This window comes from Sphingosinicella sp. BN140058, from assembly GCF_004135585.1.
GTDB lineage: Bacteria > Pseudomonadota > Alphaproteobacteria > Sphingomonadales > Sphingomonadaceae > Allosphingosinicella.
The window spans coordinates 4825880-4852514 of sequence record NZ_CP035501.1 but is presented as its reverse complement, the minus strand read 5'-3'; the positions used below and the strand labels follow the sequence as shown (position 1 = coordinate 4852514).

The following is a 26635-nucleotide window of genomic DNA, read 5'->3' as shown; positions in this document are numbered from 1 at the left end:
AATGGATTCGGCGCCTGTTATGCTTACGCTACTCTCAGTCCAAGTCTTGGAGCATCGCCTCGCGCAATCGGGCGACGTCTAGGTAGGACTTCAATGTCTTACGGTGGTTATGTCCAGCCAGCCGCGCAAGTTCACTCATCAAATCCTCTGGACTGAAGTTATTGCCGTATCTGCGCCTAGCCTCTTGCAGAAGATCAATCGCTTTCCTCGTGAGATAAGATGCGCGAAGGGCATGGCCACTTCCCCTCACTCCCGAAGCGACGAAGGCAACCTTCACCAAATCCTTGATAGTTCCTCGAGTCAGTGGCGCGGCGTCTGTGAACGAGAGAAACAGCCGTCCGTCGTGCCGGCGCCCTGCTCCGCGCCTGTTCCGTACGAGAGCGTACCGTCGCCCCCAAACATGGTCCAGCAACCTCTTTGCAAGGTCAATCGGCATCTCAACTTCGCGGCGCTTCCCTCCCTTCTCCACGACCACGGCCTCCATAACGGACCGCCCAGACCTAAGAAGCCTGCTCAATTCCATCCGAATGCGTATCTGCTCCGCCTTGTCCGACCCGAGGCGACCGACACTACCCCCCGATACCTGGATGCCTTCCGAAGCTAGCATAGCGTCAAGAGTGGCAATGTTTAGACTCTCAGCTCCCATCGCTCGGAGACCGACTTTCGCTTCCACCTGTCCGATCAGGAAGTTCCGCTCTGCTAGGAAAGGGTTATCGTGCTCCCCTAGCTTATCAAGAACTCGCTCAACTTCTTCATCGGACGGCACGATCGGGTTTCTACGAGTCCCCCCTCCGCGGCGACGCAGTTTCATCGACCATTCTTCGACGCCACTGTCCGAGACACGAACATTCGAAATCTGACCAAAGAAGCCGGCCGTCGCTGCCCCGAGCTCAGAGTCGCTTCGAAGATGGTGGTAGAAGCTCCAAACCACCTGTTGCTTCCGGTGCTGCCGTGCGGGACCAAGCCTGCCGGCGCTTCGCGCAATGGCGTCCCACTTTAGGTAGTCAGAGGTTGCCGCCTCGGCTTTTTCCTTACCGAGACGAGCTAGCCAATTCAGCCAGTCTGCCAGTACGTAGCACTCCTGCACCACCGTGCTCATCTTCATGCCCTCAAAGAAGGCACGATCACGACAGTACCGGAAGACATCCTCGTCGATCCCAGCACGCATCCAACTCAGCACGGGGAAGCCGGCGGGCAGAGGTCCATCACTGGTGAGCGACCTTTTGATAAGGTGGACTCTGGCCCTTTGAACGTTTCTCAGGACTCTCATACTGTCTCACGCAGCGGCACTACCTTGCGTAAGCTAGCGCTCAGCTCACCGATCTTTTTCTTTTGAGAAGCAATGATTGTCCTCATGCTACGGACTTGGGACTCGGCCTCCTGAACACGCCCAAGGAGTTGGGCATTCTGCTGAAGTAGAGCATTTCGCTCCTCTCGGATCAGCCAATCACCAACCGACATCGTTCGTGGTGGCTTGGGCCCACGCTTTACCTTCCCGGACTGCAGCTTCACAAAGCTCGGAAGGACTCTATCCAGTCTCTCACGCAGGTCGGAGTTTAGGGCACCGGGGGCTGCCACGGAGAAGCTGCTCCAAGATGACATAGGCGGTGCGTTCCAGCATCGCACATCATCAAGCTTGAGGATTTTCGGCAATTCCTTTGGAACAATCCCTTCTTTCACGGCCTGCTCAAGCGCCTCAACCTTGAGGCGGAACGAACGACGTGCGGCACCTTCCCTCATAAACCGCGTTTCGCTTCGAAAAGATCTCGCTGCTTTCTCAGCGTCTGCAATCGGAGCGAGTAAAACTCACGGACTGTGGGAGAAATCGCACTTCGGAGGTCTTCCTCGAGATCTGACATGACAACATCCATAAAGGAGCGGTTTTCGCTAAAGCGCACCCCATGCGCACAATCCCCGCAGGTGGTATCCGAAGCAAATGCTGGGTCCGGTCCCGCGGTCAGTACGGCTCCCTCTTCAGCTTGCGCAATGTTTCGGCATTCTGCTTGTGCCAGGTCGTTCCTCGTTGAACCGCATTTGCAATAGGTATGCCCCTGCCCGTTTGGCTCGAGGGTCGTCGCCTCAACGACGGGCGCAATGGCCTCAATCAAGCTTTGCTCTTGCGCCTTGGAATCGCACACCTCAAGCCGATCTTCGATTTCTCCGACTCGTCGCCGCAATTCTTTTGTTAGATACTCGCCACCGAACCCTGTCATGACCTCGCGACCTTCAGCAACGTCTAGAAATCTCTCACGCCGAAACTCTTCGCCGCCTCTGTTGAAGTCTGCCAATCGCTCGGCCGCTGCCCGCCGCTCGCGTGCGCGCGCCTCGTCCTTTTCTTTGATAAACCCACCATTCGCCTGCTCCATGATATAGCGCCTCGTCACGTTTGGATCGAAGTGCCGATAGAAATAGGCAAGGGCAACCAGCTGGGGAAAACGATACCGATTGTAGTAGGTGACGCCGAACCATCGCCGAAACTGGTGCGGCTTGGGCTCCCATATCCTATCGTCACGCAGGACTGGAGTGCCTACGAATGCACTGAACTTCGCCAGAACCCTATAGAAATCGACCTGCCCCGAGCGGATGACCTCGCCCGGTTGATCGTCATCGAGCCCACATCGAACATCCAGCGCCTCATCAAATGCAACTATCCAAGGCTCTCCCGTTCGTTCACGTCGCTTCCTTGACAAGCTAAGCAATGTCTCCACCGCAGATTTTACTGAGGAGGGCACGGGTATTTCGTCAATATCGCGAATTGTCTTCTGAATATACGAACGCAGCAGGAGCTCCCCATCCTCATCAACCAGACAATCATCGCGGAGAGACACCAACTCCTCATGTCTTCGAGCAGCAAACGCTGCAACGACTATCACGCACGAAACGAGGAGATACTCAAAAAGAACGGTTCGCAGTGTCGGTCTGCGCACACCGCCCTTGCTGCCTTCGAAATAAGCGGGGTGTATCGGCCATGGGGATCCCACCACACCGGAGCCCTTACTCGGCCGGAACGTAGCGCATGTCTCCTGAATAGCCTTCTCATGCGGCCGCCAATGCTTACCTACCAGTTCGATTGACCGCTGCTCCACGTCCGCCAAGAATGAGAGAATGTCAGGGCCATAATCAACAACCCACGTAAGCGCTTGGTCGATAAGATGACACGCTTGAAGAGAAGGCACCGTGAACGTGCGGCTTGCCTCTCGCGTCGATATCGACTTGGCGACTGACTGCACAGATCGACCAGGAAATGGATCAAAAATGATACGGTCATGCTTCAAATACCGGGAGAAAGTATGCAGCATCTCGATTGGCTTCAGAAAGGCTGCAACACGATTTTCCGTAAGTACGGCCTCCTCCTCGCTGCCAATGGCCACCTGATCGCCGTCGACCGACAATTCTTGGGAACGCGCAAGCTCGCGTATCCTCCCGCGAAGAGCTGGTGGCACACTAGTCATATTGGCAACACCCAGAGATTGTATAAACTCGTTAGATGCTAGGAAGCGACGCCTGCCCTTCGTCCGCGACGGGAGGACCGCCTCCCCCTTCTCGACAGCAACTTTCGCGGCTTCGAACGCGGCTTCGATTGGCGGAAGTTCACTGATTCCACGCTCTCCGATGTCGGAAATTAGCAAGTCAATGGTGCTTGTATCCATCTCGGAGTTGCAATGTATTCCGATACCCAGCCGCCACCTGGCAAACTGTAAATAGTTTCGGACGAAAATCGACGCAACCCTTCCGCTTCCAATTACTCCGTCGGAAATAGCACGAATAAGAAGTACCTTAGCCGTGACAAGATCGTATTCTACGTCAAGGTCGGTGAACAGAATACCAGGGGCAGCCGGCACAGCAAAGTTAATAAAGACCTCGGCGTTTCTAAACTTGTTAGGATCCTCAAGGCGTACTTTCCAGCGATTGTCGATTAGGCGACCCTCCACAAGCCAGCTTGGCGTCGGATAAAGGCCCAAGATTGAATCATGCAGACTGGCAGCCTGCGCCGCGCTTTCGGCCGTCACCGGCCGCGTTAAGGCTCGCTGCATTTGTTCAGCGATCACCACGGTTTGAATGGGAGGATCACGCCCGCCTCCAGCTCGGCTTTTGTTGCGCCGACAACCTCTTGAAACGTCCGGCGCCTCGAGCCGCTCATCAGAGCGTCCCACACAGCGATCGACAAAGCGTGCAGGGGGAGCCAAACCTTTGCCCAGCGCTCCGGAGCCTTAACAGCGAATTCGTGGGCTGCTGCGTCCATTGAACATCGCAGCAGTGCCGCTGATCGCATCGCAGGCACAGTGTCGGAGTAGGCGATTGGCCCGCTGTCGACACCACAACTCGCCACCTCGAGTTCCGATGGAGAATCGAGATCGAGTTCGCTGTAAAAAGCCAAGCCTGCCGCCAGAGCTTGTTCGCGCAATAAGCTAAACACCGGTTCTGATAGCCCGAGCTTTGCCGGCCCAGCGGCCGCATCACGGACGACAGCGACTTGTAAAAGACTTTGGAAAGAGCGAATTTGTTCCGTTAGCTGCAACCGCATATAGGGGCGATTAAGGTAGTTCTGAAAAGTTGTGGCAGAGGTCTCGTGATTAGCAATTTGAGCTGCAAGCTCGGCATCGCCGTTCCTCCCCGCCGCACGGAGTTGAAGGATCGTCGGACGAATATGTTTACGACGAATCTCGAGTCCACCGATTACTGGATCTTCCACATGCTGTGCCAGCATGTCCTTCCACCAGTCACGGAAATTACCGGAAGATGCCTTGCGGATCTCGCCGCAATTTGACTGTCCAGTAGGCAATATCCAGAGCCAATCTTGAACCCGCGCGCCTCCCAGTCTCTCGGAGCGGGCTGCGTGGCGACCTGAAACACCCTCAGCTGGGCTCTGACTTTCGACATCGTCATCCGCGACAAAGGTCGCATCACATCTCGTCATGATTCTTTGATGGCTCTCCTCGACGGCCCGTTCCCGTATGGGAGCGGACATCTCAAGCCAGATGTCGATGGCGCCTTTGCCGGAGATCCGCTGATTTTTCGCGCTCAGATAGACGAAGCCGTCGCCAAAGATGCTTCTCACCGCTCTAGGGACGGGTCTATTCTTGGTGGATTGCAGTACCCGGAGCTCGATTCTCCCGCGATCGGGAACACCCACAAACGGGTCTGCGGCAAGGTCGTCACACGCCTGCACGTTGAAAGCCGAATCGATCGAAACCAGGCCGTATGCTGCGACCAACGCGCGATCACTGGCTTCTATCAATTCAGTGACAAATTGCGGCCCACCAAGCCACGTGACCAGATTACGCACTCCTTGTGTCGCCCAGCTCTTGCTGGCCCCGATCCTGCCCGCATGGTTCACGACAACGTGCTGCAAAAGCGACGCGAGGGAGAACTCTCTATCTTCCAGTGGGAAGCAGTGCCCGGCGAGGCCCGGTAGCGGTGAGCGCCGCCCCTCAAGGACCGTGGCGTCGGCCATATCGCGCTCCGCCTGCATCAGCTCTGCCGCTGTTGGACCATGCGATCGCGAAAGCAGGCGCTGTCCGCGCCGGAACCTTTCGTAGGATGCCAATAGCTCGTCTTCGCAAATGCTGCGGAGACGATCGAGTCGATCTCTGTTTCGTGCGACCGTCCGAGCGAACACCCCCTCGCCACTCTCGCTATGCCGGTCTGTTCGACCGGCTGGCAGGGACAACTCACCTAAAGAGGGCGTCGTACCGCGCTCAATGCGGCCGAGCTTGAACTTCAAGGGTCCGACATTGGGCCACCCCACCCCTGGCGCAAGCTGCTGCAGCGAGGAAGAAAGCGACTCAAGCAGGGGGCGCCGCGTTGCGACCTCGCCTGTGCTGCAGATTGATCTGTCCCCCGTGTCGCAAGCTCGGTCCACAAAGTCGCCGACTGCATCGGAGAACTCCTGAGGGCTGATACTTGAGAAAGCACAGGCACGTAGCTTGTCTCGTACTGTCCTTATAGCAGCTTCCGATGGAGCAGCCTCGGCACGTTCATTCAAGTCTGTGAGCCACCGTCGGAGGGCGTATGCTCTCTTACCGTTTGTGGTGGCGGGCCCCTCCCTCCAAGTCAGCGCGAATTCGTCCAGCAACTTCCCGGAGAACTGATCTCCATACCGCGCGCGAACCGGCCGCAGGTTCACCAACTCCCCGGCCAGGCGAACTGACTCAAATGGGATGCCGGGCGACTCCTTGGCAGCGATAGGACCTTGGGACAGGAGCACATGCGGCCGGTCTGATACACGTTCCAGCACCGTCGCCACGCTCAACCTCTCCGTTCAAGAGTAGGCTACTCCAGAATTATGCGCCCCACAAGCGCTAGCATTCAGAGCGTTTCGTCGCGTCGTAGTAGCTGGCGATCAGTCGAAAGCACGCCTTCCTTGGGCAAATCGGCCGGCGACAGATTGACCGTGATCCTGCGCGGCGGCAGCGAGAGCCCGATCGCGGCAAGGGCGGCATGCACCCGCTCGCGGCTCTCCGCCACCGCCTTGTCCGGTAGGCCGACGATCAGGAATTTGGGCAGCCCGCTCGAAATCTGCACCTGGACTTCGACGGCACGCGCCTCCAGCCCGAGAAACGCGACCGTCGCGACATGTGCCACCATCGTTAGACGCCCCCTCGCCCCCCAGGTCCGGCGAGTGTCGCAGGCTCGCACAGGGTCTGTCACGCGCTTTCTTGCGCGCCGGGCCGCCAACTTGCCGCCACGCCAACCGGCACCATGACACAGACCTGCGCGAATAAGATGAAGCCTCTGCCCGGCGGCCAGACAATCGACACGTTCCGCTTAGCAAATTATTAAGCATGGCCTCGCCGGTTCGTGGTGAAAGCCGTCATAGAACGGTACTTTGCCTTACGTATTTCTACGCAAATCAGGTCTGCGGGAAGTACCGGGTCTGCAAACAACGCTGCGGCAAAAGCGTTACGGTAGCGGGTTCCTCGAACTCTCGGGGGATTTCTTTACCATGTACGTCACTGCAAAAGGCGTCGAGCTGCGCTTGTCTGCTCGCCCCCTCAATTGGGTGGCCGCCGTCGGCACCAACGTGATCCGCGCCGGAACGGCAATGGCCGATGCTTTCCAGGGCATGACCGGAGACACTCTGGTCGGCGGCTTGGGCGACGACACCTATCATCTCTGGACCAACAGCGCGGCGGCGCTGGAAGCGGCGGCCCAGGGCATCGACACCGTCTATGCTTATTATTGGGGCAGTGCCTCGCTCGCTGCCAATGTCGAGAACCTCATCCTCAGCGGGAAGGGACTCACCGCCGCGACCGGCAACGCCCTCGACAACATCATCGTCGCGGGCAGCACGGCCGCAACGCTGAACGGGCTCGGCGGCGACGACGTCCTGGTCGGCGGCACCGGCGCGGACATCTTCGTCATCGCCGCCGGCAACGGCTCCGACGCCATTTACGGTTTCACGCCCGGCTACGACATCGTCCGGCTGAGCGGCTACGGCATGAACGATTTCGGCCAGATCGTCTCGCGGTCCGAGCAGGTCGGGGCCGATCTTGCGATCACGCTATCCAATGGCGAGCGCCTGGTCCTGCGCGACGTCGACCTGGGCGATCTCGATCCGACCGATTTCGGGCTCGCCCTTCCGAAGGCGAGCGTGCCGGCGGGCTATGCCCAGATGTACGGCGCCAGCCGCGGCTACAATGCCCATGGCTGGTACGTCATGACCAATGCCTGGAATCCCGGCACGCTCAAATACGGCACCGATTTCAGCATCGACGCCATTTACAACAAGAACGACATGACCGGCGGCACCACCTTCAACTGGTCGTTCCCCTATGTCACCGAAGTGGCGGCGCCAATCCGCGCCTATCCGAACATCATGTTCGGCATCGGACCGCATGGGGAGCAGGTCAATCCGACCGACACCAGCCATCTTTTCCCGGTCAAGGTCGGCAGTCTCGCCTCATTGACCGCGACCCTGGACGTCAGCTTGAAGGGCAATGTCGGCGGTTACAACGTCTCCTACGACATCTGGTTCACGACCGAGCCGGACGGCAGCGAGCCGACCATCACCAACGAAGTGATGATCTGGGTCCACCAGGGCGACGTCAAGCCGTTCGGCACCGCGGTGGGCACCTACCAGGACGGTGCCTTCACTGCGACCATCTATCGCGATGGCCACTACACCGCTCTCGTCGCCGATCAGGACATGCTGAGCGGTACGATCGACATCACCAAAGTCATTGCTTACCTCCAGACCCTCGGCATCCTCAGCGCCGAGGAATATCTCGCCTGCATCAACCTCGGCGCCGAAGTCATTTCCGGCAACGGATCGCTGACGATCAACGATTTCGAGCTCGATGCCATCACCTGGACGTCCGAGGGCGCGGTCAGCACGCATGTCACCGGATCCGGATCACAGGTGACCGACGTCGTCGATCCCGCGCCAGAGATCCCGCTTGGCTGGGGCGACAACATCCTCGACGGGACCGGCAACGCGGTGGCCGACACTCTGCAGGCGGGCCCAGGCAACGACATCTACCATGTCGATGCCGAGGATTTCGTCGTCGAAGCGACCGGCGAAGGCGTCGACGAGGTGCGCACCGCCGCCGGCGCCTACCAGCTCTCCGCGCATGTCGAGATCCTCACCGGCCTCTCCGCCACCGGCCAGCAGCTGACCGGTAATGACGGCGACAATCTGATCACCGGTGGCGCCGGCAACGATGTCCTGGACGGTGCCGGCGGCGTCGACACGCTGCGCGGCGGGCTTGGCAACGACCTCTATCTCCACCGAGACGGCGCGACGCTCGAGGAGGCGGCCAATGCCGGGGTCGACGAGGTGAGAACCGCAAGTGCCGCCTACACTCTGCCCGCGGAGTTCGAGATTCTGACCGGCTCGGGCGACGTCGCCCAGACCCTCACCGGCAACGACGCCGGCAATGTGATCGACGGCGGGGCCGGCGCCGATCGGATGATCGGTCTCGGCGGCAACGACATCTATCTGGTCGATGTGATGGGCGACGTCGTCGTCGAAGCGGCCGGCGGCGGCATCGACGAAGTTCGAACCGCACTCGGCAACCGGGCCGCCTCGAACCTCCTCTACGTGCTACCGGCGAACGTCGAAAATCTCGTCGGCACGTCGTCCGCGGCGCAGGGCGTCCGGCTGAACGCACTCGACAATATCGCGGTGCTTGGCGGCGGCGGCGATCTCGTCAACGCCCATGACGGCGGCAACGACCGCATCGTCGCCGGTGGCGGCAACGACACCGTCTATTTCGGCGGCGCCTTAACCAATGGCGATTCGGTCGACGGCGGCGCCGGCACCGACACCGTCAGCCTGGTCGGGGTCTACACGATCGCCTTCGACGCGGACGATCTGGTCTCGATCGAGAACCTCACCCTCTACGGCTTCGGCACGCCGACGGCGCCCGTCACCTACGATCTGACGATGAACGACGTTTCGGTGTCGGCCGGTCAGCAGATGCTGGTCCTCGGCGATTCCCTGCTCGCCAACGACGTGCTGAAGTTCAACGGTGCCGCCGAAGCCGAAGGTGGCTTCAACGTTCGCAGCGGCCGCGGCGCCGACACGCTGCGCGGCGGCGCCGGGGCGGATCGCCTCTGGGGAAATGAGGGCGCCGATACGCTCACCGGCGGCGCGGGCAAGGACGTGTTCGAATATGCATCGGCGGCCGAATCGACGAATGCGCAGCGTGACCTCATCCGCGACTTCGAGCGTGGCGACATGCTCTCGTTCGGCGCGATCGATGCCGACGGCACCGGCGTTGCGGGCAATGGCAGCTTCCTGTTCGTCGGCGCCGCCGCCTTCAGCGGCCGAGCCGGCGAGCTGCGCCTCCTTCAGGACGGAACCAACACCTGGCTGGTCGAGGGCGACACCAATGGCGACCGCATCGCCGACCTCTCGATCGCCGTTCTCACTCCCGGCGGCTACCAGATGAGTGCCGTCGACTTTCAGTTCTGATCCTGGCGCAGCGCGCCGGCGGCAGCCTGCTAGCCCGCCGGAGGAAATAACGCGCGGGCGGTGACGGCGCCGGCGGCGGCTCCGATCAGCTGGGCTGTTATGAATCCCGGCACATCCGCCGGCGAGATCCCGGCGAAGCTGTCGGAGAGGCTGCGCGCGATCGTGATCGCCGGATTGGCGAAGCTGGTGGACGAGGTGAACCAATAGGCTGCGGTGATGTAGAGGGCGACACTGGCCGCCACCGCGCTCTTGCGATGGCGCACGGTGCCGACGATCGTCAGCACCAGCCCCGCCGTCGCGATCGCTTCGCCCAGCCACTGGCCAAGGCCGGTCCGTGCCTTCACGGACAGCTGAAGCGCGGGCAGATCGAACATCAGGTGGGCGGCCCATGCGCCGGCGATTCCAAATGCAAGCTGCGCGGCGATGTAGAAGCCGGCATCGCGCCAGGGCAGCTCGCCGCGGGACGCGGCCACCAGGGTGACGGCCGGATTCATGTGGGCGCCGGAGACCGGGCCGAGCATGGTGATCAGCACGAACAGCATGGCGCCCGTTGCGATGGTGTTGCCGAGCAGCGCCACCGCTTCGTTCCCGTTCGCGAGATTTTCCGCCATGATCCCGGATCCGATCACCGTGGCGAACAGCAGGAACGATCCCACGGCTTCGGCCGCGATGCGGCGCCCTCTGACTTCCATTCCCGTCCCCCATGCAAGCGCCGTCGGCCGCCAAGGACATAAGGCAGCGGCGGGCAATGTCACAGCCCCGGCTGCGCACAGCCGGGAGCGGCGCCAGGAGGCGCATGCCACACGCCGCCTCGCATCGGTTTTTTGGACGAGGGCGCGTCCGGTGTCTTGCACTCCTCACACACTCGCCCCAGATGCTCGAGATGAGCATCCGTGAACGCTGGCACGCCTGCACCCAGATCCCGGCCGTCCGGACCAGCCTGGTCGTGCTCGGCTTCATGCTGATGATCGTCTCGCCGGCCGCAGGTATCCTGCCGGGCCCCGGCGGGATCTTCGTGTTCGGCGCCGGCCTGGCGCTCGCGCTCAAATATAGCGAGTGGGTGAAGCGGAAGTACGTCACCTTCAAGCGCGCGCATCCGAAGAAAGGCGCCTGGGCCGATTGGGGCCTCCGCCGGCAGAGCGCGCTGCGCCGTCAGGCGCGGGACAAGGAACTGGCCGCCGCAGCGGTCGCCGCCGAAACGGCGGGCGACGGACCTGTGGAGGGGCACGTGCAGGTCGAGTTCGCATCGATCATGATCCAGCGCGGCGTCGCCGACTCTGCGCAAGCGCCCGCCGCCCGCGATCGGACGCGCAGGAATGATTGACTTTGGCTGCCTTCTTGCCTATCCGCCCGGCCAACAGAGGCCGCCCGCTTTGGGTGGCCCTTTCAATTTAAGATCTAAGGGAAAGATCGATGAAGCGCACCTTCCAACCGAGCAATCTCGTGCGCAAGCGCCGTCACGGTTTCCGCGCCCGCAAGGCGACTGTCGGCGGCCGCAAGGTTCTGGCGGCGCGCCGCGCCCGCGGCCGCAAGTCGCTGTCGGCCTGAACGCTTCGATCGCCGGCGCTGGCACGATGTCCGGCACCGGCGATGCCGTCCGCAGGTCCGCGCTTTCGACGCTGAGCCGGCGGGCCGATTTCCTCGCCGCGAATTCCGCGCGGCGGGCGCCGATGCCCGGTTTCGTGCTGCTGGTTCGCCCGCGTGGCGATGGCGATCCCTCGATGCGCCTCGGCATCACCGTAACCAAGAAGATCGGCGGCGCCGTCGTCCGCAATCGGATGAAGCGGCGTTTCCGGGCGCTTGCGCGCGAGATCCTCGTGGGAGACGGCTTTGCCGGCGCCGATCACGTGCTGATCGGACGCGCCGGCGGGGTCGAGCGCGATTATGCCCTGCTGCGCGTGGAACTCACCCGCGCGCTCGCGAAACTCAGACGATGACGGGCGCACGCCGCCGCTCGCGGGCTCGCGCGGCATGATTGCGAAATTGCTGATCCTGATCGCACGAGGCTGGCAGATCGGTCCGTCGCGCGTGCTGCCGCCCAGCTGCCGCTTTCAACCCAGCTGCTCGGCCTATGCAATCACCGCGCTTCGGCGCTATGGGGCGCTGCGCGGCAGCTGGCTTGCCGCACGACGCCTTTCGAGATGCCACCCCTGGGGGGGCTCTGGCCACGATCCGGTTCCATGACCCAGTCCTGGAGCGGCACCATGAGGAAAACATTCGGTGGACGATAAGCGCAACATTGTCCTGTTCGTGCTGCTTTCGGCGTTGATCCTGGTCGGCTGGACCTTCGTCGCGGACCGCTGGTTCCCGTCGAATCCGCCGTCGACCAAGACGGTCAACGGCAAGCAGGTGCCGGTTGCCAGGCCGGGAACGGACCCGACCGCGGATACGCCCGCCGCCGTTCGCAGCCGCCAGACCGTGCTCGCCGAAACGCCGCGGATCGCGATCGAGACACCGCGCCTCAAGGGCTCGATCAACCTCAAGGGTGCGCAGATCGACGATCTGGTGCTGACCCAGCATACGGAAACGATCGAGAAGAACAGCCCGCCGGTGCGGCTGCTCTCGCCCGCGGGTGCACCCGAAAGCTATTTCGCCCGGTTCGGGTGGGGCGGCGAGGGTGTGAAGGCGCCCGATGCCAACACCGTCTGGACCGCGAGCGGCACGCGGCTTGCGCCGGGATCGCCGGTGCGGCTCAGCTGGGACAACGGCCAGGGCCAGACGTTCGAAATGACGATCTCGGTCGACGACGGCTACATGTTCACGGTCGACCAGCGCGTCGCCAATCGCGCCGCCGGCGCGGTGGCGGTCCGCCCCTATTCGCTCGTCAGCCGTGCCTCGGCCTCAAAGGATCCGACCGCCTGGACCAACCATGTTGGCCCGGTCGGCGTGTTCGACGGCAAGGCGAATTACGACTGGGACTATACGGATCTGACACCGGGGGCGCGCCAGCCTTTCGCCACCACCGGCGGCTGGCTCGGCTTCGGCGACAAATATTGGCTCACCGCCCTCGTCCCCGATCAGCGCGCGCCGGTCGAGACGGCCTTTACCCGTGGCCAGAGCGGCAGCTTCCAGGCCGATGTTCAGGGCCAGCCGACGATCGTCAATGCCGGCCGTGCGGTCGGCGTGCAGACCCGCTTCTTCGCCGGCGCGAAGGAAATCGAGCTGCTCGAACATTATCAGGACGATCTCGGCGTCGCCCGGTTCGAGAAGGCGATCGACTGGGGCTGGTTCGAATGGTTCATGCGGCCGATCTTCAAGCTGCTCCGCTGGCTCTACGCGACGATCGGCAATTTCGGTTTCGCGATCATCGGACTGACCATGATCGTTCGCGCGCTGATGTTCCCGATCGCCCAGAAACAGTTCAAGTCGATGGCGTCGATGCGCGTCCTGCAGCCGAAGATGAAGGCGCTCCAGGAACGCCACAAGGAGGACAAGCCGCGGCTGCAGCAGGAGATGCTGAAGCTCTACCAGGAGGAGAAGGTGAACCCGATGGCGGGCTGCCTGCCGATCCTGATCCAGATCCCGATCTTCTATGCGCTCTACAAGACGCTGACGGTGGCGGTCGAAATGCGCCACAAGCCGTTCGTTTTGTGGATCAAGGATCTGTCGGCGCCCGATCCGCTGACCCCGGTCAACCTGTTCGGCTTCCTCGATTTCACCCCGCCGCATTTCCTGGCGCTCGGCGTGCTGCCGATCCTGCTCGGGATCACGATGTGGCTGCAGTTCAAGCTCAATCCGCCGCAGGCCGACCCGGTCCAGCAGCAGGTGTTCGGCCTGATGCCCTGGGTGATGATGTTCATCATGGCGCCGTTCGCGGCGGGCCTCCAGCTCTACTGGACGGTCAACAACATCCTCACCATCCTGCAGCAGAAATGGCTGTACAGCCGTCACCCTGGCATGAAGGCGGCAGCGCCCGTCGCCGAGGCCAAGTGAACGACCACGCACCAGATCAGGCCGGAGCGGACGAATCCGGCTCGGCAGCGGCGGAGCCGGATTGGGACGAGATCGCCCGCAAGCTCTTCTCGGGGCCGATCGCCTTCTTGAAGTCGGCGCCGGCGCTCAAGTTCCTGCCCGATCCGGGGGTGTCGGAAGTCGCATTCGCCGGCCGCTCCAACGTCGGCAAGTCGTCGCTGATCAACCGGCTGACCAATCGCACCGGCCTTGCCCGCACCTCAAATACACCGGGGCGGACGCAGGAGCTCAATTTCTTCGACGTCGGCGAGCCGCTGCGATTTCGTCTCGTCGACATGCCCGGCTACGGCTTCGCTAAGGCGCCCAAGGACATCGTCCGGAAATGGCGTTTCCTGGTGAACGACTATTTGCGCGGCCGCGCCGTGCTGAAGCGCACCTACGTGCTGGTCGATAGCCGCCACGGCATCAAGGACGTCGATCGTGACATCATGAAGATGCTGGACGAGGCGGCGGTCAGCTACCAGCTGGTTCTCACCAAGGCCGACAAGGTCAAGGCCACCGAACTGGCCGAGGTGGAAGCCGCGACGTCGGCAGAAGCACGCAAGCACGTCGCCGCCTTCCCCGACGTCATCGCCACCTCGAGCGAAGGTGGCATGGGCATCGACCGCCTCCGCCGCGCGGTGCTGGAGAGCGTCGGCTAGAGCCACGCTCATGCTCCGCTCGCCCTTCGAATGGCTCCCTCGTTCACGCCGCCACTCCTCGTTATCCCAGCCTAGGCTGGGATCTCGTCGGGTGAAGACCACGGTGCCCGAAGCGACTTGAGATCCCAGCTTCCGCTGGGATGACGTTTAATCAACCGAACCGGTTTTCGCTCCCCTCCCGCCATCCCAGCGGAAGCCGGGATCCGTCGGCGTCCAATGCCCCGCGCCTCTCACCCGCCAAGATCCCAGTCTTCGCTGGGATGACGTTCAATGAACCCAGCCGGATTACGCCCCCCTCCCGTCATCCCAGCGCAAGCTGGGATCTCAAATCGCTACTGACGCGGCGCCTGTCACCCGACGAGATCCCGGCATTCGCTGGGATGACGTTCAATGAACCCAGCCGGATTACGCCCCCCTCCCGTCATCCCAGCGCAAGCTGGGATCTCAAGTCGCTACGGGCGGGGCGCCTTTCACCCGACGAGATCCCAGCTTACGCTGGGATGACGGATCCCCCGGATCCGTCAATACCCCATCAAGGCCAGCACTTCGCGGCGGCTGCGTTCGTCCTGGCGGAACACGCCCATCATCCGGCTGGTCGTCATCATCACGCCGGGTGTGTTGACGCCGCGTGCGGTCATGCAGGCGTGGCTCGCCTCAATCACCACCGCCACCCCCTGAGGCTTCAGATGATCCCAGACGCAATCGGCGACCTGGGCGGTCAGCCGCTCCTGGACCTGCAGCCGGCGGGCGAAGCCGTGCAGCACGCGTGCGAGCTTCGAGATGCCGACCACGCGCTCGTGCGGCAGATAGGCAATCGAGGCCTTGCCGATGATCGGCGCCATATGGTGCTCGCAATGCGACTGGAACGGGATGTCCTTGAGCAGCACGATCTCGTCATAGCCGCCCACCTCGTCGAAGGTACGGCTGAGGTGATGCGCCGGATCCTCCTCATAGCCCTTGGCATATTCCTTCCACGCCCGCGCGACCCGCAGCGGCGTGTCCAACAGACCTTCCCGGGCAGGGTCGTCCCCCGCCCAGCGGATCAGGGTGCGCACCGCCTCCTGAACGTCCGCCGGCACCTCGATCCTTGGCGCCGCGCGGACGAGATCGCCGTCGTTCAGATTGTCGCCACTCGCCAAAGCCGGTCTCCTTCGCCGCGCCTATAGCGGCCCGGGCCTCGCCCCTCCAGTGGCGTCGCGCCCGCCCATGCGCTGGCGCCAATCCGTGCATCCGAATCGCCTTATCCGTGCCGTCGCACGCTTGGCGGCGTGGGCCGGAACCCGCCCGTACGCGCTCAGGTTGACGCACGCCCACGCGGCCGTTGCCGGACGTGGGAAAGAAAGGGACCTGTTCGATGTTCAAGAAAGCCCTGGTTGGGGCCGCCGCAGCCTCGCTGGCGGTCAGCCCGGCAATTGCCCAATCCTCTTCGGTGGAAGACGGCTCCGGCAATCCGTTCGCAGCGTCCGGATCTCCGTTCGCACCGGTCCTGTTCGGCGGCGTGATCGTGTTCGGAGTCCTTCTCGCCACCGGCACCTGGCCATTCGACGAGGACGAGAATGAGGATCTTCCGATCACGCCGTGACCGGCTGATGGACGCCGCCCTCCGCGATCTCTTCCCGGCGATGGTGGTGACCCCGACAGGATTCGAACCTGTGGCCCTCAGATTAGGAATCTGATGCTCTATCCTGCTGAGCTACGGGGCCGTCCACCGTTCGCCGAGTTAGGCCCAGTCGCGGCCAGGGTCAATTCTCCTCGCCGGGCGTGATCACCGGAAATGGCAGGGGCGCGATCGGAATGCCCTCGTCGACCAATGCCGCCGCCTGCTCGGGCGTCGCCCGGCCGTGGATCGGCCGGGCGTCGGCATCGCCGAGGTGGATCGCGCGTGCCTCGTCGGCGAAGCGGTCACCGACGCTCTCGCTTTTCTCCAGCAGGCTCTTCTGGATCGCGGCGGCCGCCGCGAGCATCGCCTTCACCGCCTGCGGATCGGCCATCGCAAGGCCGGGAGCGTCGGCGCGCGCTGCAGGCGGAGCGGACGTCGGCGCCGGTTGGCGCGCGTTCGACTTGGCGGACACGGCGGGCGCCATCGGCGCCTTGCCGATCTCGCCCGATCCGCATAGCGGGCACGAGACCAGGCCACGCGCGCGCTGCTGCTCGTAATCGCCGGAGGAACCGAACCAGCCTTCGAAGACGTGTCCCTGCGGCGCGCATTTCAGGTCGAAGACGATCATCCCCTGATCCGCTCGACCGGCGGGATCGGGCGGCGATGACGGATTGCCGGCAGGCGGCTGCGTACCTCGGCGACATGGCCGAGGTCGATCTCGGCAAAGCCGACGCCCTCACCTTCGCCCATGTCGAGCAGGATCTCGCCCCACGGGTCGACGACGAGGCTGTGGCCGAAGGTCTCGCGCCCGTCCTCGTGGCGGCCGCCTTGTGCGGCAGCGACGACGAACACGCCGGCCTCGATCGCGCGCGCCCGCATCAGCACGTGCCAGTGGGCCGCCCCCGTCGGCACCGTGAAGGCCGCGGGTATGCCGAGGATTTCCGCGCCGGCGTCGGTGAGGCTGCGGAACAGGTCCGGGAAGCGCAGATCGTAGCAGATGGCGAGGCCGAGCGGCCCTGCCGGTGTGTCGACTACCAGTGCTCGCTCGCCCGGCGCGTAGCTTGCCGACTCGCGCCAGCTCTCGCCGGTCGCGAGATCAACGTCGAACAGGTGGAGCTTGTCGTAAGAGGCGCGGATCGCTCCGGCATCGTCGATCACGAACGCCCGATTGTTCAGCCGTCCATCCTCTCGCCTGACCGCAAGCGAGCCGAGGTGAACCCAGATGCCGGTCCGGGCGGCCGCATCGCGGACCGCCGCGAGCACGCCATCCTCGGCCTGCGAACGGTAGTTGGGCGCCGCCCGGGCGCGGTCGCGATCGAGCATCCCGCTCATTTCCGGCGTGAACAGGATGGCGGCGCCGCCCGCCGCAGCCTGTTCGACGGCCGCGACGAGCGCGTCGGCATTCCTCGCCGGATCGATCCCGGTTCGGGCCTGGTAGAGGGCGATCTTGGTCATGGCGCCGAGGTGCGGCGCGACAGACCCGCTGTCAATGCCGGCCGATTGCGATACCGCTTCAGCCCGCCTGCAGCAGGGGATCGAGCTCGCCCTGCCGATCGAGTTCGTGGAGGTCGTCGGAGCCGCCGATGTGACGGCCATCGATGAAGATCTGCGGCACGGTGTGGCGTCCATTGGAACGCTCGAGCATCTCGTCCCGCTTGCCCGGGATCTGGGTCACTTCATATTCTTCGTAGGTCACGCCCTTCTCGTCGAGCAGGCGCTTGGCGCGGAAGCAATAGGGGCAGGTGAACTTGGTGTAGATCTCGACGCGTGCCATGAAGATGTCTCGCTGCTGGATATGCGGGCGCAGTGCGGCGACACGCCCGCGCCTGTCAACATGAACACGCGCGGGCGGGAAAATGTCCATTGGGAGGCGCGCGCCCGCCGGAGCGGGCGCCCATGTTTACAAGACGAAGTCGGCGGCGCTGAGCTGATAGCCTGGCGTTGCGACGACCAGGATCGAAAGATCGCCGATGCCGTCGCCATTGACGTCGCCTTCGACCAGCCAGCCGTTCGGAATGCCTGTCGCGGCGCTGGCGCGAAGCTCGCCGGCGCTGTGGCTGAACGCCGCCGCGCCGATGAAGCGGAAAGCGCTGTCGCCATTGCCGGCAGCGCCGTCGGCATCGATCGCCTGAAGCAGGATCTGGTCGCCGGCGGCGAAGTCGCCGATCCGGTCGCGCGCAGCGGCGGTGGAGTCGCTCGCCGCGCGATAGTCGAACAGGTCCTTGCCGGCGCCGCCGGTGAGGAGATCGGCACCGCCATTGCCCCAGATCCGGTCGGCACCGGCGCCAGTGACGATCGTATCGCCGCCGCGGCCGCCCTGGACGCTGTAGCTGCCGTCGGTTTCGCCGGCACCGTTGAAGCTCAGCACCTCGCCGGCGAGCAGCGCCTCGGCCGCGACCACCAGCTGCTGGCCGGCGGCGACGTTGGCGTTGTTCATGACGATGGCATAGGTGTAGGGCGCCGCCGCATTGCCGGAGCTGTCGAGGATCAGCTTCTCGATCGAGACGAGATCGTCGGCCTGGAGGGTGAGCGCGTAAGTGCCGGTCAGCGACACCGTGTCGTTGCCGGCGCCGCCGTTCAGCGCATCGCCATTGCCGAACGCCGCCCCCATGTAGAGGAAGTCCGCGCCGCCGCCGGCATTGACCTGGTCGTTGCCGCCGTCGTCGAGCACGAGCAGGTCGTTGCCCATCAGCACCCGCACGACATTGTCACCAGCATTGAGGCGCACGCCCTGCCCCGTCGTCGAGGTGCCGGTGAAAGTCTCGACATTGGCGGCGAGCACGTAGAGCTGGCTGAAGTCGGTGCGGCTGCCGAGCGCGGTGCGGACTTCGTCCACACCCTCCCCGGCCGCTTCGACGACAACGTCGCCCAAATTGTCGATCAGATAGATGTCGTTGCCGCCGAGCCCGACCATCCGGTCGGCACCGAGGCCGCCGTCGATCAGATTGTTCGCCGTGTTGCCGGTCAGGACCTGGCCAGCGCTGCCGGTGCCGGTCACGTTCTCGAAATTGGCACCCAGGGTGAAGCTCGCCACCGCCACCCGGACCTCGTCGGTGCCGGCATTGGCCGCCTCGACCAGGCCGTCGCTGCCGTCGAAGAAATAGACGTCGTCGCCGAGCCCGCCCTGGAGGATGTCGCTGCCATTGCCGCCGTCCAGAAAGTCGTTGCCGCTGCCGCCCGTGATCGTGTTGGCGATGTAATTGCCAAGCAGGATCTGGCCGGTGGTGGCGGTGCCGACCAGTTCCTCGACATCGGCGGTGAGCGAATAGGACGCAAGCGCGGTGCGGACCCGGTCCGTGCCGTTGCCCGCAGCCTCGACGACGACATCGCCGGCGCCGACGATGTAGACGTCGTTGCCGCCATTGCCGCGCAAGGTGTCGCTGCCGCCGAGGCCGTTCAGGATGTCGTTGCCGGCACCGCCGTCGATCAAATTGCCGAGCTCGTTGCCGTTGAGCGTCTGCCCGGTCGCCGACGTCCCGGTCAGGATCTCGACGTTCGCGGCCCTGAGCGTGTACGCCGCGAGCGAGACGCGGACCTGGTCGGTGCCGGCATTCGCCGCCTCGACCACGATGTCCTCGGCATCGACCAGATAAATGTCGTTGCCAAGGCCGCCGCGCAAAGTGTCGGCGCCCGCACCGCCATCCAGCGTGTCGTTGCCGGTGCCGCCGGTGATGACGTTGGCGCCCGCATCTCCAGTCAGCGCCTGGCCAGCCGCCGACGTGCCGGTGAGGTTCTCGATGTTCGCGGCCGCCAGCGTATAAGCGGCGAACGACACGCGCACCTCGTCGGTGCCCGCATTCGCAGCTTCCAACAAAGCATCGCTGCCGTCGAAGAAATAGATATCGTCGCCGAGCCCGCCCTGCAGGATGTCGGCGCCGCCCGCGCCGTCGAGAATATCGTTGCCGCTGCCGCCGGTGATCGTGTTGGCCAGAGCGTTGCCGGACAGCCCCTGCCCGGTTGCCGCCGTGCCGACCAGTTCCTCGACATTGGCGGCGAGCGAATAGGAAGCAAGCGCGGTACGCACCCGATCGGTGCCGTTGCCCGCCGCCTCGACCACGACATCGCCGGCGCCGACGATGTAGACATCGTTGCCCGCATTGCCGCGCAACGTGTCGGCACCGCCAAGACCATTCATGATGTCATTGCCGGCACCGCCGTCGATCAGATTGCCCACTTCGCTGCCGTTTAGCGTTTGGCCGGTGGCCGACGTTCCAGTGAGAACTTCAACATTGGCTGCCAAGGTATAAACGGCAAGCGCAGTGCGAACCTCATCGGTCCCCGCGTTGGCGGCCTCGACGATCACGTCCCCCGAATTGTCTACGTAGTAGGTGTCGTTACCGCCGAGTCCGACCACTCGATCCGCTCCGGCGCCGCCATCGATGACGTTGTCACCTGCGTTTCCGGTAAGCACCTGTGCGCCGGTGCCGACACCCGTCAGCTTTTCGACATTTTCACTCAGGGTGAAGATTCCTGCAGCAGTACGAACCTCATCCGTTCCCGCGCCGGCAGCTTCCAATATGGAGTCGGCCTGATCGGCGACAAAAATGTCGTTGCCCGCCCCTCCTACAAGCGTGTCGGTACCTTCGCCCCCGTCAAGGATGTCGTCTCCCGCCCCGCCGAGCAGGCGATCGTCGCCGCCGAGCCCGTAGAGCGTGTCTCCGAAAGCGCCGCCACTTATCGTCTGCCCGCCTGCGGACCCCGTCCGGGTCACAGCTGCGGTCGGCATCAAGCCGTAAACCGCGTAGACAATCGATTTTGAACTATCCCTGGCCGCCGCCCCGATAAGGATGTCGGCAAAGCCATCTCCGTTGAGATCACCAGCTTTGGCGACCCTGTCTCCGGCCCACTTCTCGGCGCTCGCACCTTGGATGAAGAAGCCGGCACTATCGGGCAGGCTGGCGAGATCTACGGAGTTCGCAGCGGCCTTGCCAAATATGACATAGGCCCCCCCAGTGTCTTTCCCGGAGAGCCAGTTTTCCCTCGCACCGACAATCAGGTCGTCGAAGCCATCGCCGTTCACATCCCCCGCACCTGCTGCTTCGGTGATGTCACGATCAAGCGGCGAGTGAAGAGCAAACCCACCGGAACCAAGGTTTGAAGGATCGATAGAACCGCCGCCGCGTCTGCCAAACACGACATAAGCCTCATGCTCACTGTTCGTGGCGATCATATCCTTGATGCCGTCGCCGTTGACGTCACCCGCAGCGGCTATCCTGTAGCCATCGACGAAGTGAAAGCCTTGCGATGCGGCAAGTGCTTCGACACTAAGATTACTGAACGGCAACTGCTTTCCAAAGATGACATAATTGTTGAACGCGAAGTCGTCGATAGCGTCACCATTTACGTCCCCGACTGAAAGGAGCTCGGGACTTGCAGCCATATTTGGATCATTGTATCGGGATTCACCCGCAATCATGAAACCGTCTGTGGGCTGAAGCGCGTCGAGATCAACATCCTTTAGCGCACCTTCTTTGCCGTAGACGACCCAAGCACGGTTGAGGATGCTGCTTACCAGAACGTCGTCGTAGCCATCGTTGTTGATGTCGCCGGCCGAGGAAAGGCTCACGTTGAATATATAGGGCACCCCTGCCTTGACACTGCTGTCCATGACGATGCCGGCACCATGCGGAGCCGGAAGGCTCAACGTTCCAGAGTTGGATGGCGCACCGCGGATGAGGTAGGTGTCCCCCGCACTGCCGTTCAGCCATGCATCACCGATAAGCATGTCATCGTACCCGTCTCCGTCGAAGTCTCCGGCAGAAGCGACCTCCACAGAGAAAGAAGGCGATTGCATGAAAAATCCGTCTGTGGCAGCCAGATTGGCAAGGTCGATACCTGCCACCCCCCCCTCCCTGCCGAAAAGGAGGTAAGCGCCGGCAAGTTCGTTTGCTCCGGTATTGCCTTTGCCGGCGACAAGAACATCGCCGAAGCCGTCTCCATTCACGTCGCCAGCAGCAGCAAACGCGTAGTCGAGTTTATCATTGCGCAGAACGGCGCCGCCCGAGCCGAGGCTCGACAGGTAGATGGTCGTCACGAACCGGTTACTCCCCCGGATAGAGGGGCCAAGTAGCAGGAACGTCCACGCGGCGGACACGGTAAATGCCGCTCCGGCGCTGCTCTCGGCGCCAGACGTGCCAGAATTAGACTTCGTTCTCTCTGACGACCCGCGCCCAGCACAGCACCTCGACCTCCGCCGCTCCGGCTCGCTTCAAGGCCTGTGCGCACGCCCCGGCGGTGGCGCCGGTGGTGAAGACGTCGTCGACCAGGATGATGCGGCGCCCGGCGAGCGCAGCCTCGGCTCCGGGCGCAAGTGCGAACACGCCGCGCACCGCTTCGGCGCGCTCGCGGCGGCCGAGGCCGCGCAGCGGCGGCGTGTGGCGGGTGCGGCGGAGGAGGTCGTTGGCGGCGGCGATGCCGGTCCGCTTCGCCAGCGAGGCGGCGATCAGCGCCGACTGGTTGTAGCCGCGGCTCCAGATCCGCCAGCGGTGCAGCGGCACCGGCACGAGCAGCGTCTCCGATCTTTCCACGGACGGCCGGACGTGGCGGACCATCAACGCAGCAAGGGTACCGGCGATGCCTGGGCGGCCGCTATATTTGAGTTTCAGCGCCACCTTGCGTGCAATCTCGCCATAGGCCACGGCCGCGCGGAGGCGGTCGAAACGCGGCGGCTCGCCGAGACAGCCGGCGCATTCGGCGTCGCTTGCGACCGCGAAGGCGAAAGGAAGGCCGCAGCGTCGGCAGCACGGATCCCCGAGAAAGTGAAGCCCGCTCCAGCACTCCAGGCAGAAGCGATTGGGATCGGGAACGATCACGCCGCACGCCGGGCACCGCGGCGGCAGCGCGAAATCGAGCAGCCCTCGAGCGGCAATCGCAGCGCCGGTGCGGACGGCTCCCGAAATTGTCATGGAACCCTTGTCTCTCTGAAGCGCATTTGCCGCAAGCCCCCGATACAGCCTCGGTTCAGCCGAATTTGACCACCCCCGACCCCTCCGAACGAGAAGAACCCGAAAAGGTAGTCCCGCGTGAATTCTGATCTGTTTCTGCTTGCGATTGCTGCCGCCTCTCAGACCGTGTCCGGCCAGGACGCCCCGCCGGAACAGCCGTCGAGCGCGGAATCGCCGACCGTGGGCGTGACCGCTGCGCCGGAGAGCGGCACCGATGTCGGCGCGGCGGCCGCCCCCCAGGCAAGCGCGCCGCCGGCAGAGCCGGCGCCGCAGGAGCCGGATGCGGAGGAAGAAGAGGAGATCGTGGTCACCGGGACTCGGGCCCGCGGCACCGTGGACACCGACATTCCGGCAGAGGTGACCCTCGATCGCCGCGACATCAGGGCTTATGGCGCGAGCAACATCGGCGAGTTGCTGGAGGCGCTTGCGCCGCAGACGTCCAGCGGACGCGGACGGGACGGCGGCAGCCCGGTCGTGCTGCTGAACGGCCGGCGCATCTCCGGCTTCCGCGAGATCCGCAACATCCCCCCGGAAGCGATCACCAGGGTCGAGGTGTTCCCGGAGGAAGTCGCGCTGCGTTACGGCTATCGGGCAGACCAGCGCGTCGTCAATTTCGTGCTGCGTCGGCGTTTCCGCGCGGTCACGGCCGAGCTCGAGGCGGGAGTCGCGACCGAAGGCGGGCGGCCGAGCCATGAAGCCGACATCAACGTCCTGCAGCTGAACGACAATGGCCGCTGGACCGTCGATGCCGAATATTCGAAGCAATCGCCCTTGTTCGAGAGCGAGCGCGACATCGTCCAGGCGACGGCCGGCACGGGCGATCCCGCCGTGCCGAGCCTGGCGCCCTACCGCACCCTGCTCGGTGAGACGGAAAGCTGGGAAATGGCCGCGACGCTCAACCGGACGATCTTCGGCAACGTGTCGGCGACGCTCAACACCAGCCTCGACATCAACAGCAGCGAAAGCCGGTTCGGCCTTCCCTCGATCACGCTCGACGTTCCGGCGGGCAGCCCGTTTGCGCAGCCCGGCGCTGACACCGTTTTCCGCTACCTGCCGACCGCGGGCCCGCTGCGCCGGCTGAACGATAGTCGCGCATTCCACACCGGGCTCGCGCTCAACGGCGACGTCGACCGCTGGCGCTGGTCGTTCACCGGCAACTACGATCGCAACAGCAGCGACAACGTCACCAACCAGGGCATCCTGCCGACTCTGATCCAGGAACGGATCCTCGCAAACGATCCGAACGTCGATCCGCGCGGCGATCTCAGCGACACCCTGTTCCTGGCGCGGCCGAGCGACCGCACGCGCTCGCTCACCAACATCGGCTCCGCCGAGGCGGTGGCGAGCGGCCCGTTGTTCCTGCTGCCGGGCGGGGAGATCAATGCCAGCCTGCGCGTCGGCTTCGACACCCGCGATCTCGAGAGCGAGTCGCTCCGCGCCGGAATCGTCACCACCCGCGATCTCTCCCGCGACCGTACCCACGGCCAGGCCAATATCGACATCCCGATCGCCAGCCGGCGCGAGGGCTTCCTGGAGGCAATCGGAAACCTCTCCCTCAACGCCAATGCCGAGGTCGAGCATTTCTCCGATTTCGGCACCCTGCGCACGCTCGGTGCCGGGCTCAACTGGTCGCCGATCGACATGATCAGCCTGATCGCGTCGATGACCGACGAGGAAGGCCCGCCGAGCATCAGCCAACTGGGCGATCCGGTGCTGCTCACGCCCAACGTCCGCGTGTTCGATTTCGTGCGCGGTGAGACGGTCGACATCAGCCGGCTCGAAGGCGGCAACCCGCAGCTCGTCGCCGACAATCGACGGGTTTACAAACTGGGCGCGACGGTGCGGCCGTTCACCGGCCAGAAGGATCTGACCGTGTCGGCCAATTACACGGACACCAGGATCGACAATCCGATCGCATCCTTCCCGACGGCGACGGCCGAGATCGAGGCCGCGTTCCCGGACCGGTTCGTGCGCGACGCCGACGGCCGGCTGCTCCGCATCGACGCGAGGCCGCTCAATTTCGCCAGGTCCAAGCGCCGCGAGCTGCGCTGGGGATTGAACCTGTCGCTGCCGTTCGGGCCGCAGCCGCAGCCGCGGCAGGGCCGTCGCGGCAGCCGCGACGGCGGACCGCCCGCGGCGCCGGGGGCGGCACCGGCGCCGGGCACGCCGGCGACCGGCGGCACGCCGCCACCGCAAGGGCGCTCCGAGGGCGGGCCGCCGCAAAATGCGGGTCAGGGCCCAGGCGGCGGCCGCGGACCGGGTGGCCGTGGCGGGTTCCGGGGCGGTCGCGGCGGCTTCGGCGGAGGCCCAGGCGGCGGCCGCATCCAGCTAGGGCTGTTCCACACGTGGCGTTTCGAGGATTCGGTGCTGATCCGGCCCGGTGTTCCGGAACTGGATTTCCTCAATGGCTCGGCGGCCGGCAATCGCGGCGGCACGGCGCGGCACCAGATCGATCTCGATGCCGGCGTCTTCCGCAACGGCTTCGGCGCGCGCATCAATGGCAGCTGGCAGAGCGGCACCAATGTGCTCGGCGGCCCCGTCTCCGGCGGCGGCACCCGCAGCGACCTCGCTTTCTCCGATCTCGCGACGATCAACCTTCGCCTGTTCGCCGATCTCAGCCAGCAAAGATCGCTGGTTCGCAAGGTGCCGTTCTTCCGTGGCGCGCGGGTGTCGCTGTCGGTCGACAACGTCTTCAACAGCCGTCCGCGCGTCACCGACGCAAGCGGCACGACCCCGCTCAGCTATCAGCCGGATTATCTTGATCCGCTTGGCCGTTCGGTGCGTTTGAGTCTGCGCAAATTGTTCTTCTGATGGAGGCGAAGATGAAGCTGCTGCTGCCATGGCTCCCTCTCGGGCTCGCCCTCGTCGGCTGCGCCGGACAGGGGGATCCCGCGACCACGCGCGATCAGGAGGCGTTTGCGGGCGAGATCGCCGATCGCACCGCCGGCCCGCCGCAGAGCTGCATCCCGACGCGGCAGAGCCAGGGTCTGGCGATCGTCGATCGCCGCACCATCGTTCGCCGGGAAGGCCGCACCATCTGGGTCAACCGGCTGGAGGCGGACTGTCCGGGGCTGCGGCCGCTGAACACGCTGATCATCGAGGCGCATGGCAGCGAATATTGCCGCGGCGACCTGGTACGCGGCCTCGACCCCGGCACCAGCATCCCGGGCGCCGCCTGTCCGCTGCGCGAATGGGTACCCTACCGCGCCCAGGCCGACTGAGCGGAACTCGCTCCGCGGCAGAGTTCCGCGCGGCTGCAGGGACCGCATGCCCTGCATCGCGGATCACGTACAAATACGCACGTACATCTCCTAGCGTGTGGCCACAGGCGGTCCGCGCTATCCGCATCCCGGTACCAACGAGTGTTTGTTCGGTGCGAGTTGCGTAAGGGAAGCGGTGAGCGGTGCGGCGTATCGGCATCGCTTCTTGGCGGGCCAAGGTCGATCTCGCATCGGCGCGCCCGTGCCGCCTTCCCCCTTCCCTGCTCACGCGTCTGGCCGCCCTCCTTCGGCCTGGCCACGCCGGCAGCGCTCTTCCGCTCCGACCACCGGCGAGGACG

General features: G+C 64.1%; 23 protein-coding genes, 1 tRNA gene and 2 pseudogenes. 12 read left to right on the top strand and 14 right to left on the bottom strand.

Annotation, left to right across the window (positions count from 1 at the left end):
* Nucleotides 1-34 precede the first annotated feature (34 nt).
* From ETR14_RS21920 to ETR14_RS21900, 5 genes and pseudogenes are all read right to left on the bottom strand, one after another.
* Nucleotides 35-1270, bottom strand: a complete 1236-nt coding sequence (locus ETR14_RS21920) for a site-specific integrase (protein ID WP_129388959.1) — start codon at nucleotides 1268-1270, stop codon at nucleotides 35-37.
* Complete coding sequence (locus ETR14_RS21915; RefSeq protein ID WP_129388956.1) at nucleotides 1267-1740, bottom strand: hypothetical protein; 474 nt, start codon at nucleotides 1738-1740, stop codon at nucleotides 1267-1269. The genes ETR14_RS21920 and ETR14_RS21915 overlap by 4 nt, the downstream gene beginning before the upstream one ends.
* Nucleotides 1737-4049 carry a hypothetical protein gene (locus tag ETR14_RS21910; RefSeq protein WP_129388953.1) on the bottom strand — a complete coding sequence of 771 codons (2313 nt, stop codon included), beginning with the start codon at nucleotides 4047-4049 and terminating at the stop codon, nucleotides 1737-1739. The genes ETR14_RS21915 and ETR14_RS21910 overlap by 4 nt, the downstream gene beginning before the upstream one ends.
* Complete coding sequence (locus tag ETR14_RS21905) at nucleotides 4046-5725, bottom strand: hypothetical protein (RefSeq protein WP_129388950.1); 1680 nt, start codon at nucleotides 5723-5725, stop codon at nucleotides 4046-4048. Before ETR14_RS21905 ends, ETR14_RS21910 begins: the two co-directional genes overlap by 4 nt.
* A gap of 632 nt (nucleotides 5726-6357) precedes the next feature.
* A pseudogene (locus ETR14_RS21900) lies at nucleotides 6358-6588 on the bottom strand (magnesium chelatase domain-containing protein); the annotation flags it as partial.
* A gap of 358 nt (nucleotides 6589-6946) precedes the next feature.
* Here ETR14_RS21900 and ETR14_RS21895 point away from each other — a divergent pair.
* The gene (locus ETR14_RS21895; RefSeq protein ID WP_129388947.1) at nucleotides 6947-9919 is read left to right on the top strand and encodes a M10 family metallopeptidase C-terminal domain-containing protein; all 2973 of its coding nucleotides are present in this window, start codon (nucleotides 6947-6949) and stop codon (nucleotides 9917-9919) included.
* Between the two features lie 29 nt (nucleotides 9920-9948).
* Here ETR14_RS21895 and ETR14_RS21890 read toward each other — a convergent pair whose 3' ends face one another.
* Nucleotides 9949-10611: an MIP/aquaporin family protein gene (locus ETR14_RS21890; protein WP_129388944.1), complete on the bottom strand. Its 663-nt coding sequence runs from the start codon at nucleotides 10609-10611 to the stop codon at nucleotides 9949-9951.
* 191 nt (nucleotides 10612-10802) lie between these two features.
* Here ETR14_RS21890 and ETR14_RS21885 point away from each other — a divergent pair, with 191 nt between their 5' ends.
* The 6 genes from ETR14_RS21885 (at nucleotide 10803) to yihA (ending at nucleotide 14532) form a co-directional block, all read left to right on the top strand.
* On the top strand, nucleotides 10803-11243 hold the full coding sequence (locus tag ETR14_RS21885; RefSeq protein WP_206185893.1) for a hypothetical protein: 441 nt from the start codon (nucleotides 10803-10805) through the stop codon (nucleotides 11241-11243).
* 89 nt (nucleotides 11244-11332) lie between these two features.
* Nucleotides 11333-11467 carry a 50S ribosomal protein L34 gene (rpmH, locus tag ETR14_RS21880; protein WP_106513648.1) on the top strand — a complete coding sequence of 45 codons (135 nt, stop codon included), beginning with the start codon at nucleotides 11333-11335 and terminating at the stop codon, nucleotides 11465-11467.
* A 71-nt stretch (nucleotides 11468-11538) separates the two neighbouring features.
* Complete coding sequence (rnpA, locus tag ETR14_RS21875; RefSeq protein WP_206186118.1) at nucleotides 11539-11856, top strand: ribonuclease P protein component; 318 nt, start codon at nucleotides 11539-11541, stop codon at nucleotides 11854-11856.
* Between the two features lie 34 nt (nucleotides 11857-11890).
* Nucleotides 11891-12103, top strand: a complete 213-nt coding sequence (gene yidD / locus ETR14_RS21870; RefSeq protein WP_129388938.1) for a membrane protein insertion efficiency factor YidD — start codon at nucleotides 11891-11893, stop codon at nucleotides 12101-12103.
* A gap of 36 nt (nucleotides 12104-12139) precedes the next feature.
* Entirely contained in the window at nucleotides 12140-13852 is a 1713-nt protein-coding gene (gene yidC, locus ETR14_RS21865) for a membrane protein insertase YidC (RefSeq protein WP_129388935.1), read from the top strand.
* A gap of 71 nt (nucleotides 13853-13923) precedes the next feature.
* Nucleotides 13924-14532 carry a ribosome biogenesis GTP-binding protein YihA/YsxC gene (yihA, locus tag ETR14_RS21860; protein ID WP_243455947.1) on the top strand — a complete coding sequence of 203 codons (609 nt, stop codon included), beginning with the start codon at nucleotides 13924-13926 and terminating at the stop codon, nucleotides 14530-14532.
* Nucleotides 14533-15053: 521 nt separating this feature from the next.
* Here the strand turns inward: yihA and folE are convergent.
* Nucleotides 15054-15671: a GTP cyclohydrolase I FolE gene (gene folE / locus ETR14_RS21855; protein WP_129388929.1), complete on the bottom strand. Its 618-nt coding sequence runs from the start codon at nucleotides 15669-15671 to the stop codon at nucleotides 15054-15056.
* Between the two features lie 215 nt (nucleotides 15672-15886).
* Here folE and ETR14_RS21850 point away from each other — a divergent pair, with 215 nt between their 5' ends.
* Nucleotides 15887-16114 carry a hypothetical protein gene (locus ETR14_RS21850; RefSeq protein WP_129388926.1) on the top strand — a complete coding sequence of 76 codons (228 nt, stop codon included), beginning with the start codon at nucleotides 15887-15889 and terminating at the stop codon, nucleotides 16112-16114.
* A gap of 44 nt (nucleotides 16115-16158) precedes the next feature.
* Here ETR14_RS21850 and ETR14_RS21845 read toward each other — a convergent pair.
* The 6 genes and pseudogenes from ETR14_RS21845 to ETR14_RS29775 all read right to left on the bottom strand — a co-directional run.
* Nucleotides 16159-16235, bottom strand: a tRNA-Arg gene (locus tag ETR14_RS21845).
* Between the two features lie 39 nt (nucleotides 16236-16274).
* The gene (locus ETR14_RS21840) at nucleotides 16275-16760 is read right to left on the bottom strand and encodes a DUF1178 family protein (RefSeq protein WP_129388923.1); all 486 of its coding nucleotides are present in this window, start codon (nucleotides 16758-16760) and stop codon (nucleotides 16275-16277) included.
* A complete protein-coding gene (locus tag ETR14_RS21835; RefSeq protein WP_129388920.1) occupies nucleotides 16757-17587 on the bottom strand; it encodes a carbon-nitrogen hydrolase family protein in 831 nt (276 codons plus the stop codon). Before ETR14_RS21835 ends, ETR14_RS21840 begins: the two co-directional genes overlap by 4 nt.
* Nucleotides 17588-17645: 58 nt before the next feature.
* Nucleotides 17646-17906, bottom strand: a complete 261-nt coding sequence (grxC, locus tag ETR14_RS21830) for a glutaredoxin 3 (RefSeq protein WP_129388917.1) — start codon at nucleotides 17904-17906, stop codon at nucleotides 17646-17648.
* Between the two features lie 126 nt (nucleotides 17907-18032).
* Nucleotides 18033-20858: a calcium-binding protein gene (locus tag ETR14_RS21825; protein WP_305851955.1), complete on the bottom strand. Its 2826-nt coding sequence runs from the start codon at nucleotides 20856-20858 to the stop codon at nucleotides 18033-18035.
* 63 nt (nucleotides 20859-20921) lie between these two features.
* Nucleotides 20922-21302 (bottom strand): annotated as a pseudogene (locus ETR14_RS29775) (integrin alpha); the annotation flags it as partial.
* On the opposite strand from ETR14_RS29775, the gene ETR14_RS29395 reads away from it, so the two are divergent.
* Nucleotides 21279-21488 carry a hypothetical protein gene (locus ETR14_RS29395; RefSeq protein WP_243455631.1) on the top strand — a complete coding sequence of 70 codons (210 nt, stop codon included), beginning with the start codon at nucleotides 21279-21281 and terminating at the stop codon, nucleotides 21486-21488. The pseudogene ETR14_RS29775 and the gene ETR14_RS29395 sit on opposite strands and share 24 nt — an antisense overlap.
* Nucleotides 21489-21920: 432 nt before the next feature.
* Nucleotides 21921-22202 (top strand): hypothetical protein, encoded by a 282-nt coding sequence (locus ETR14_RS28565; protein WP_165356568.1) that lies wholly within the window; start codon nucleotides 21921-21923, stop codon nucleotides 22200-22202.
* Between the two features lie 70 nt (nucleotides 22203-22272).
* Here ETR14_RS28565 and ETR14_RS21820 read toward each other — a convergent pair whose 3' ends face one another.
* The gene (locus ETR14_RS21820; RefSeq protein ID WP_129388911.1) at nucleotides 22273-23037 is read right to left on the bottom strand and encodes a ComF family protein; all 765 of its coding nucleotides are present in this window, start codon (nucleotides 23035-23037) and stop codon (nucleotides 22273-22275) included.
* 117 nt (nucleotides 23038-23154) lie between these two features.
* Between ETR14_RS21820 and ETR14_RS21815 the strand changes: the two genes are divergently transcribed.
* Both ETR14_RS21815 and ETR14_RS21810 read left to right on the top strand, forming a co-directional pair.
* Nucleotides 23155-25887 (top strand): TonB-dependent receptor plug domain-containing protein, encoded by a 2733-nt coding sequence (locus tag ETR14_RS21815; protein WP_129388908.1) that lies wholly within the window; start codon nucleotides 23155-23157, stop codon nucleotides 25885-25887.
* Nucleotides 25888-25898: 11 nt separating this feature from the next.
* Nucleotides 25899-26297: a hypothetical protein gene (locus tag ETR14_RS21810; protein WP_129388905.1), complete on the top strand. Its 399-nt coding sequence runs from the start codon at nucleotides 25899-25901 to the stop codon at nucleotides 26295-26297.
* Nucleotides 26298-26635: the final 338 nt, after the last annotated feature.

Excerpts from the sequence above, each read along its gene's own strand:
- ETR14_RS21850 (WP_129388926.1), top strand. The coding sequence starts at position 15,887 with ATGTTCAAGAAAGCCCTGGTTGGGGCCGCCGCAGCCTCGCTGGCGGTC.
- ETR14_RS21920 (WP_129388959.1), bottom strand. The coding sequence starts at position 1,270 with ATGAGAGTCCTGAGAAACGTTCAAAGGGCCAGAGTCCACCTTATCAAA.
- ETR14_RS21810 (WP_129388905.1), top strand. The coding sequence starts at position 25,899 with ATGAAGCTGCTGCTGCCATGGCTCCCTCTCGGGCTCGCCCTCGTCGGC.
- ETR14_RS21820 (WP_129388911.1), bottom strand. The coding sequence starts at position 23,037 with ATGACAATTTCGGGAGCCGTCCGCACCGGCGCTGCGATTGCCGCTCGA.
- ETR14_RS21835 (WP_129388920.1), bottom strand. The coding sequence starts at position 17,587 with ATGACCAAGATCGCCCTCTACCAGGCCCGAACCGGGATCGATCCGGCG.
- ETR14_RS21885 (WP_206185893.1), top strand. The coding sequence starts at position 10,803 with ATGAGCATCCGTGAACGCTGGCACGCCTGCACCCAGATCCCGGCCGTC.
- ETR14_RS29395 (WP_243455631.1), top strand. The coding sequence starts at position 21,279 with ATGCTCACTGTTCGTGGCGATCATATCCTTGATGCCGTCGCCGTTGAC.
- grxC (WP_129388917.1), bottom strand. The coding sequence starts at position 17,906 with ATGGCACGCGTCGAGATCTACACCAAGTTCACCTGCCCCTATTGCTTC.
- ETR14_RS21895 (WP_129388947.1), top strand. The coding sequence starts at position 6,947 with ATGTACGTCACTGCAAAAGGCGTCGAGCTGCGCTTGTCTGCTCGCCCC.
- ETR14_RS21840 (WP_129388923.1), bottom strand. The coding sequence starts at position 16,760 with ATGATCGTCTTCGACCTGAAATGCGCGCCGCAGGGACACGTCTTCGAA.
- ETR14_RS21825 (WP_305851955.1), bottom strand. The coding sequence starts at position 20,858 with ATGCCGACCGCAGCTGTGACCCGGACGGGGTCCGCAGGCGGGCAGACG.
- yidD (WP_129388938.1), top strand. The coding sequence starts at position 11,891 with ATGATTGCGAAATTGCTGATCCTGATCGCACGAGGCTGGCAGATCGGT.
- ETR14_RS21890 (WP_129388944.1), bottom strand. The coding sequence starts at position 10,611 with ATGGAAGTCAGAGGGCGCCGCATCGCGGCCGAAGCCGTGGGATCGTTC.
- ETR14_RS21915 (WP_129388956.1), bottom strand. The coding sequence starts at position 1,740 with ATGAGGGAAGGTGCCGCACGTCGTTCGTTCCGCCTCAAGGTTGAGGCG.
- rpmH (WP_106513648.1), top strand. The coding sequence starts at position 11,333 with ATGAAGCGCACCTTCCAACCGAGCAATCTCGTGCGCAAGCGCCGTCAC.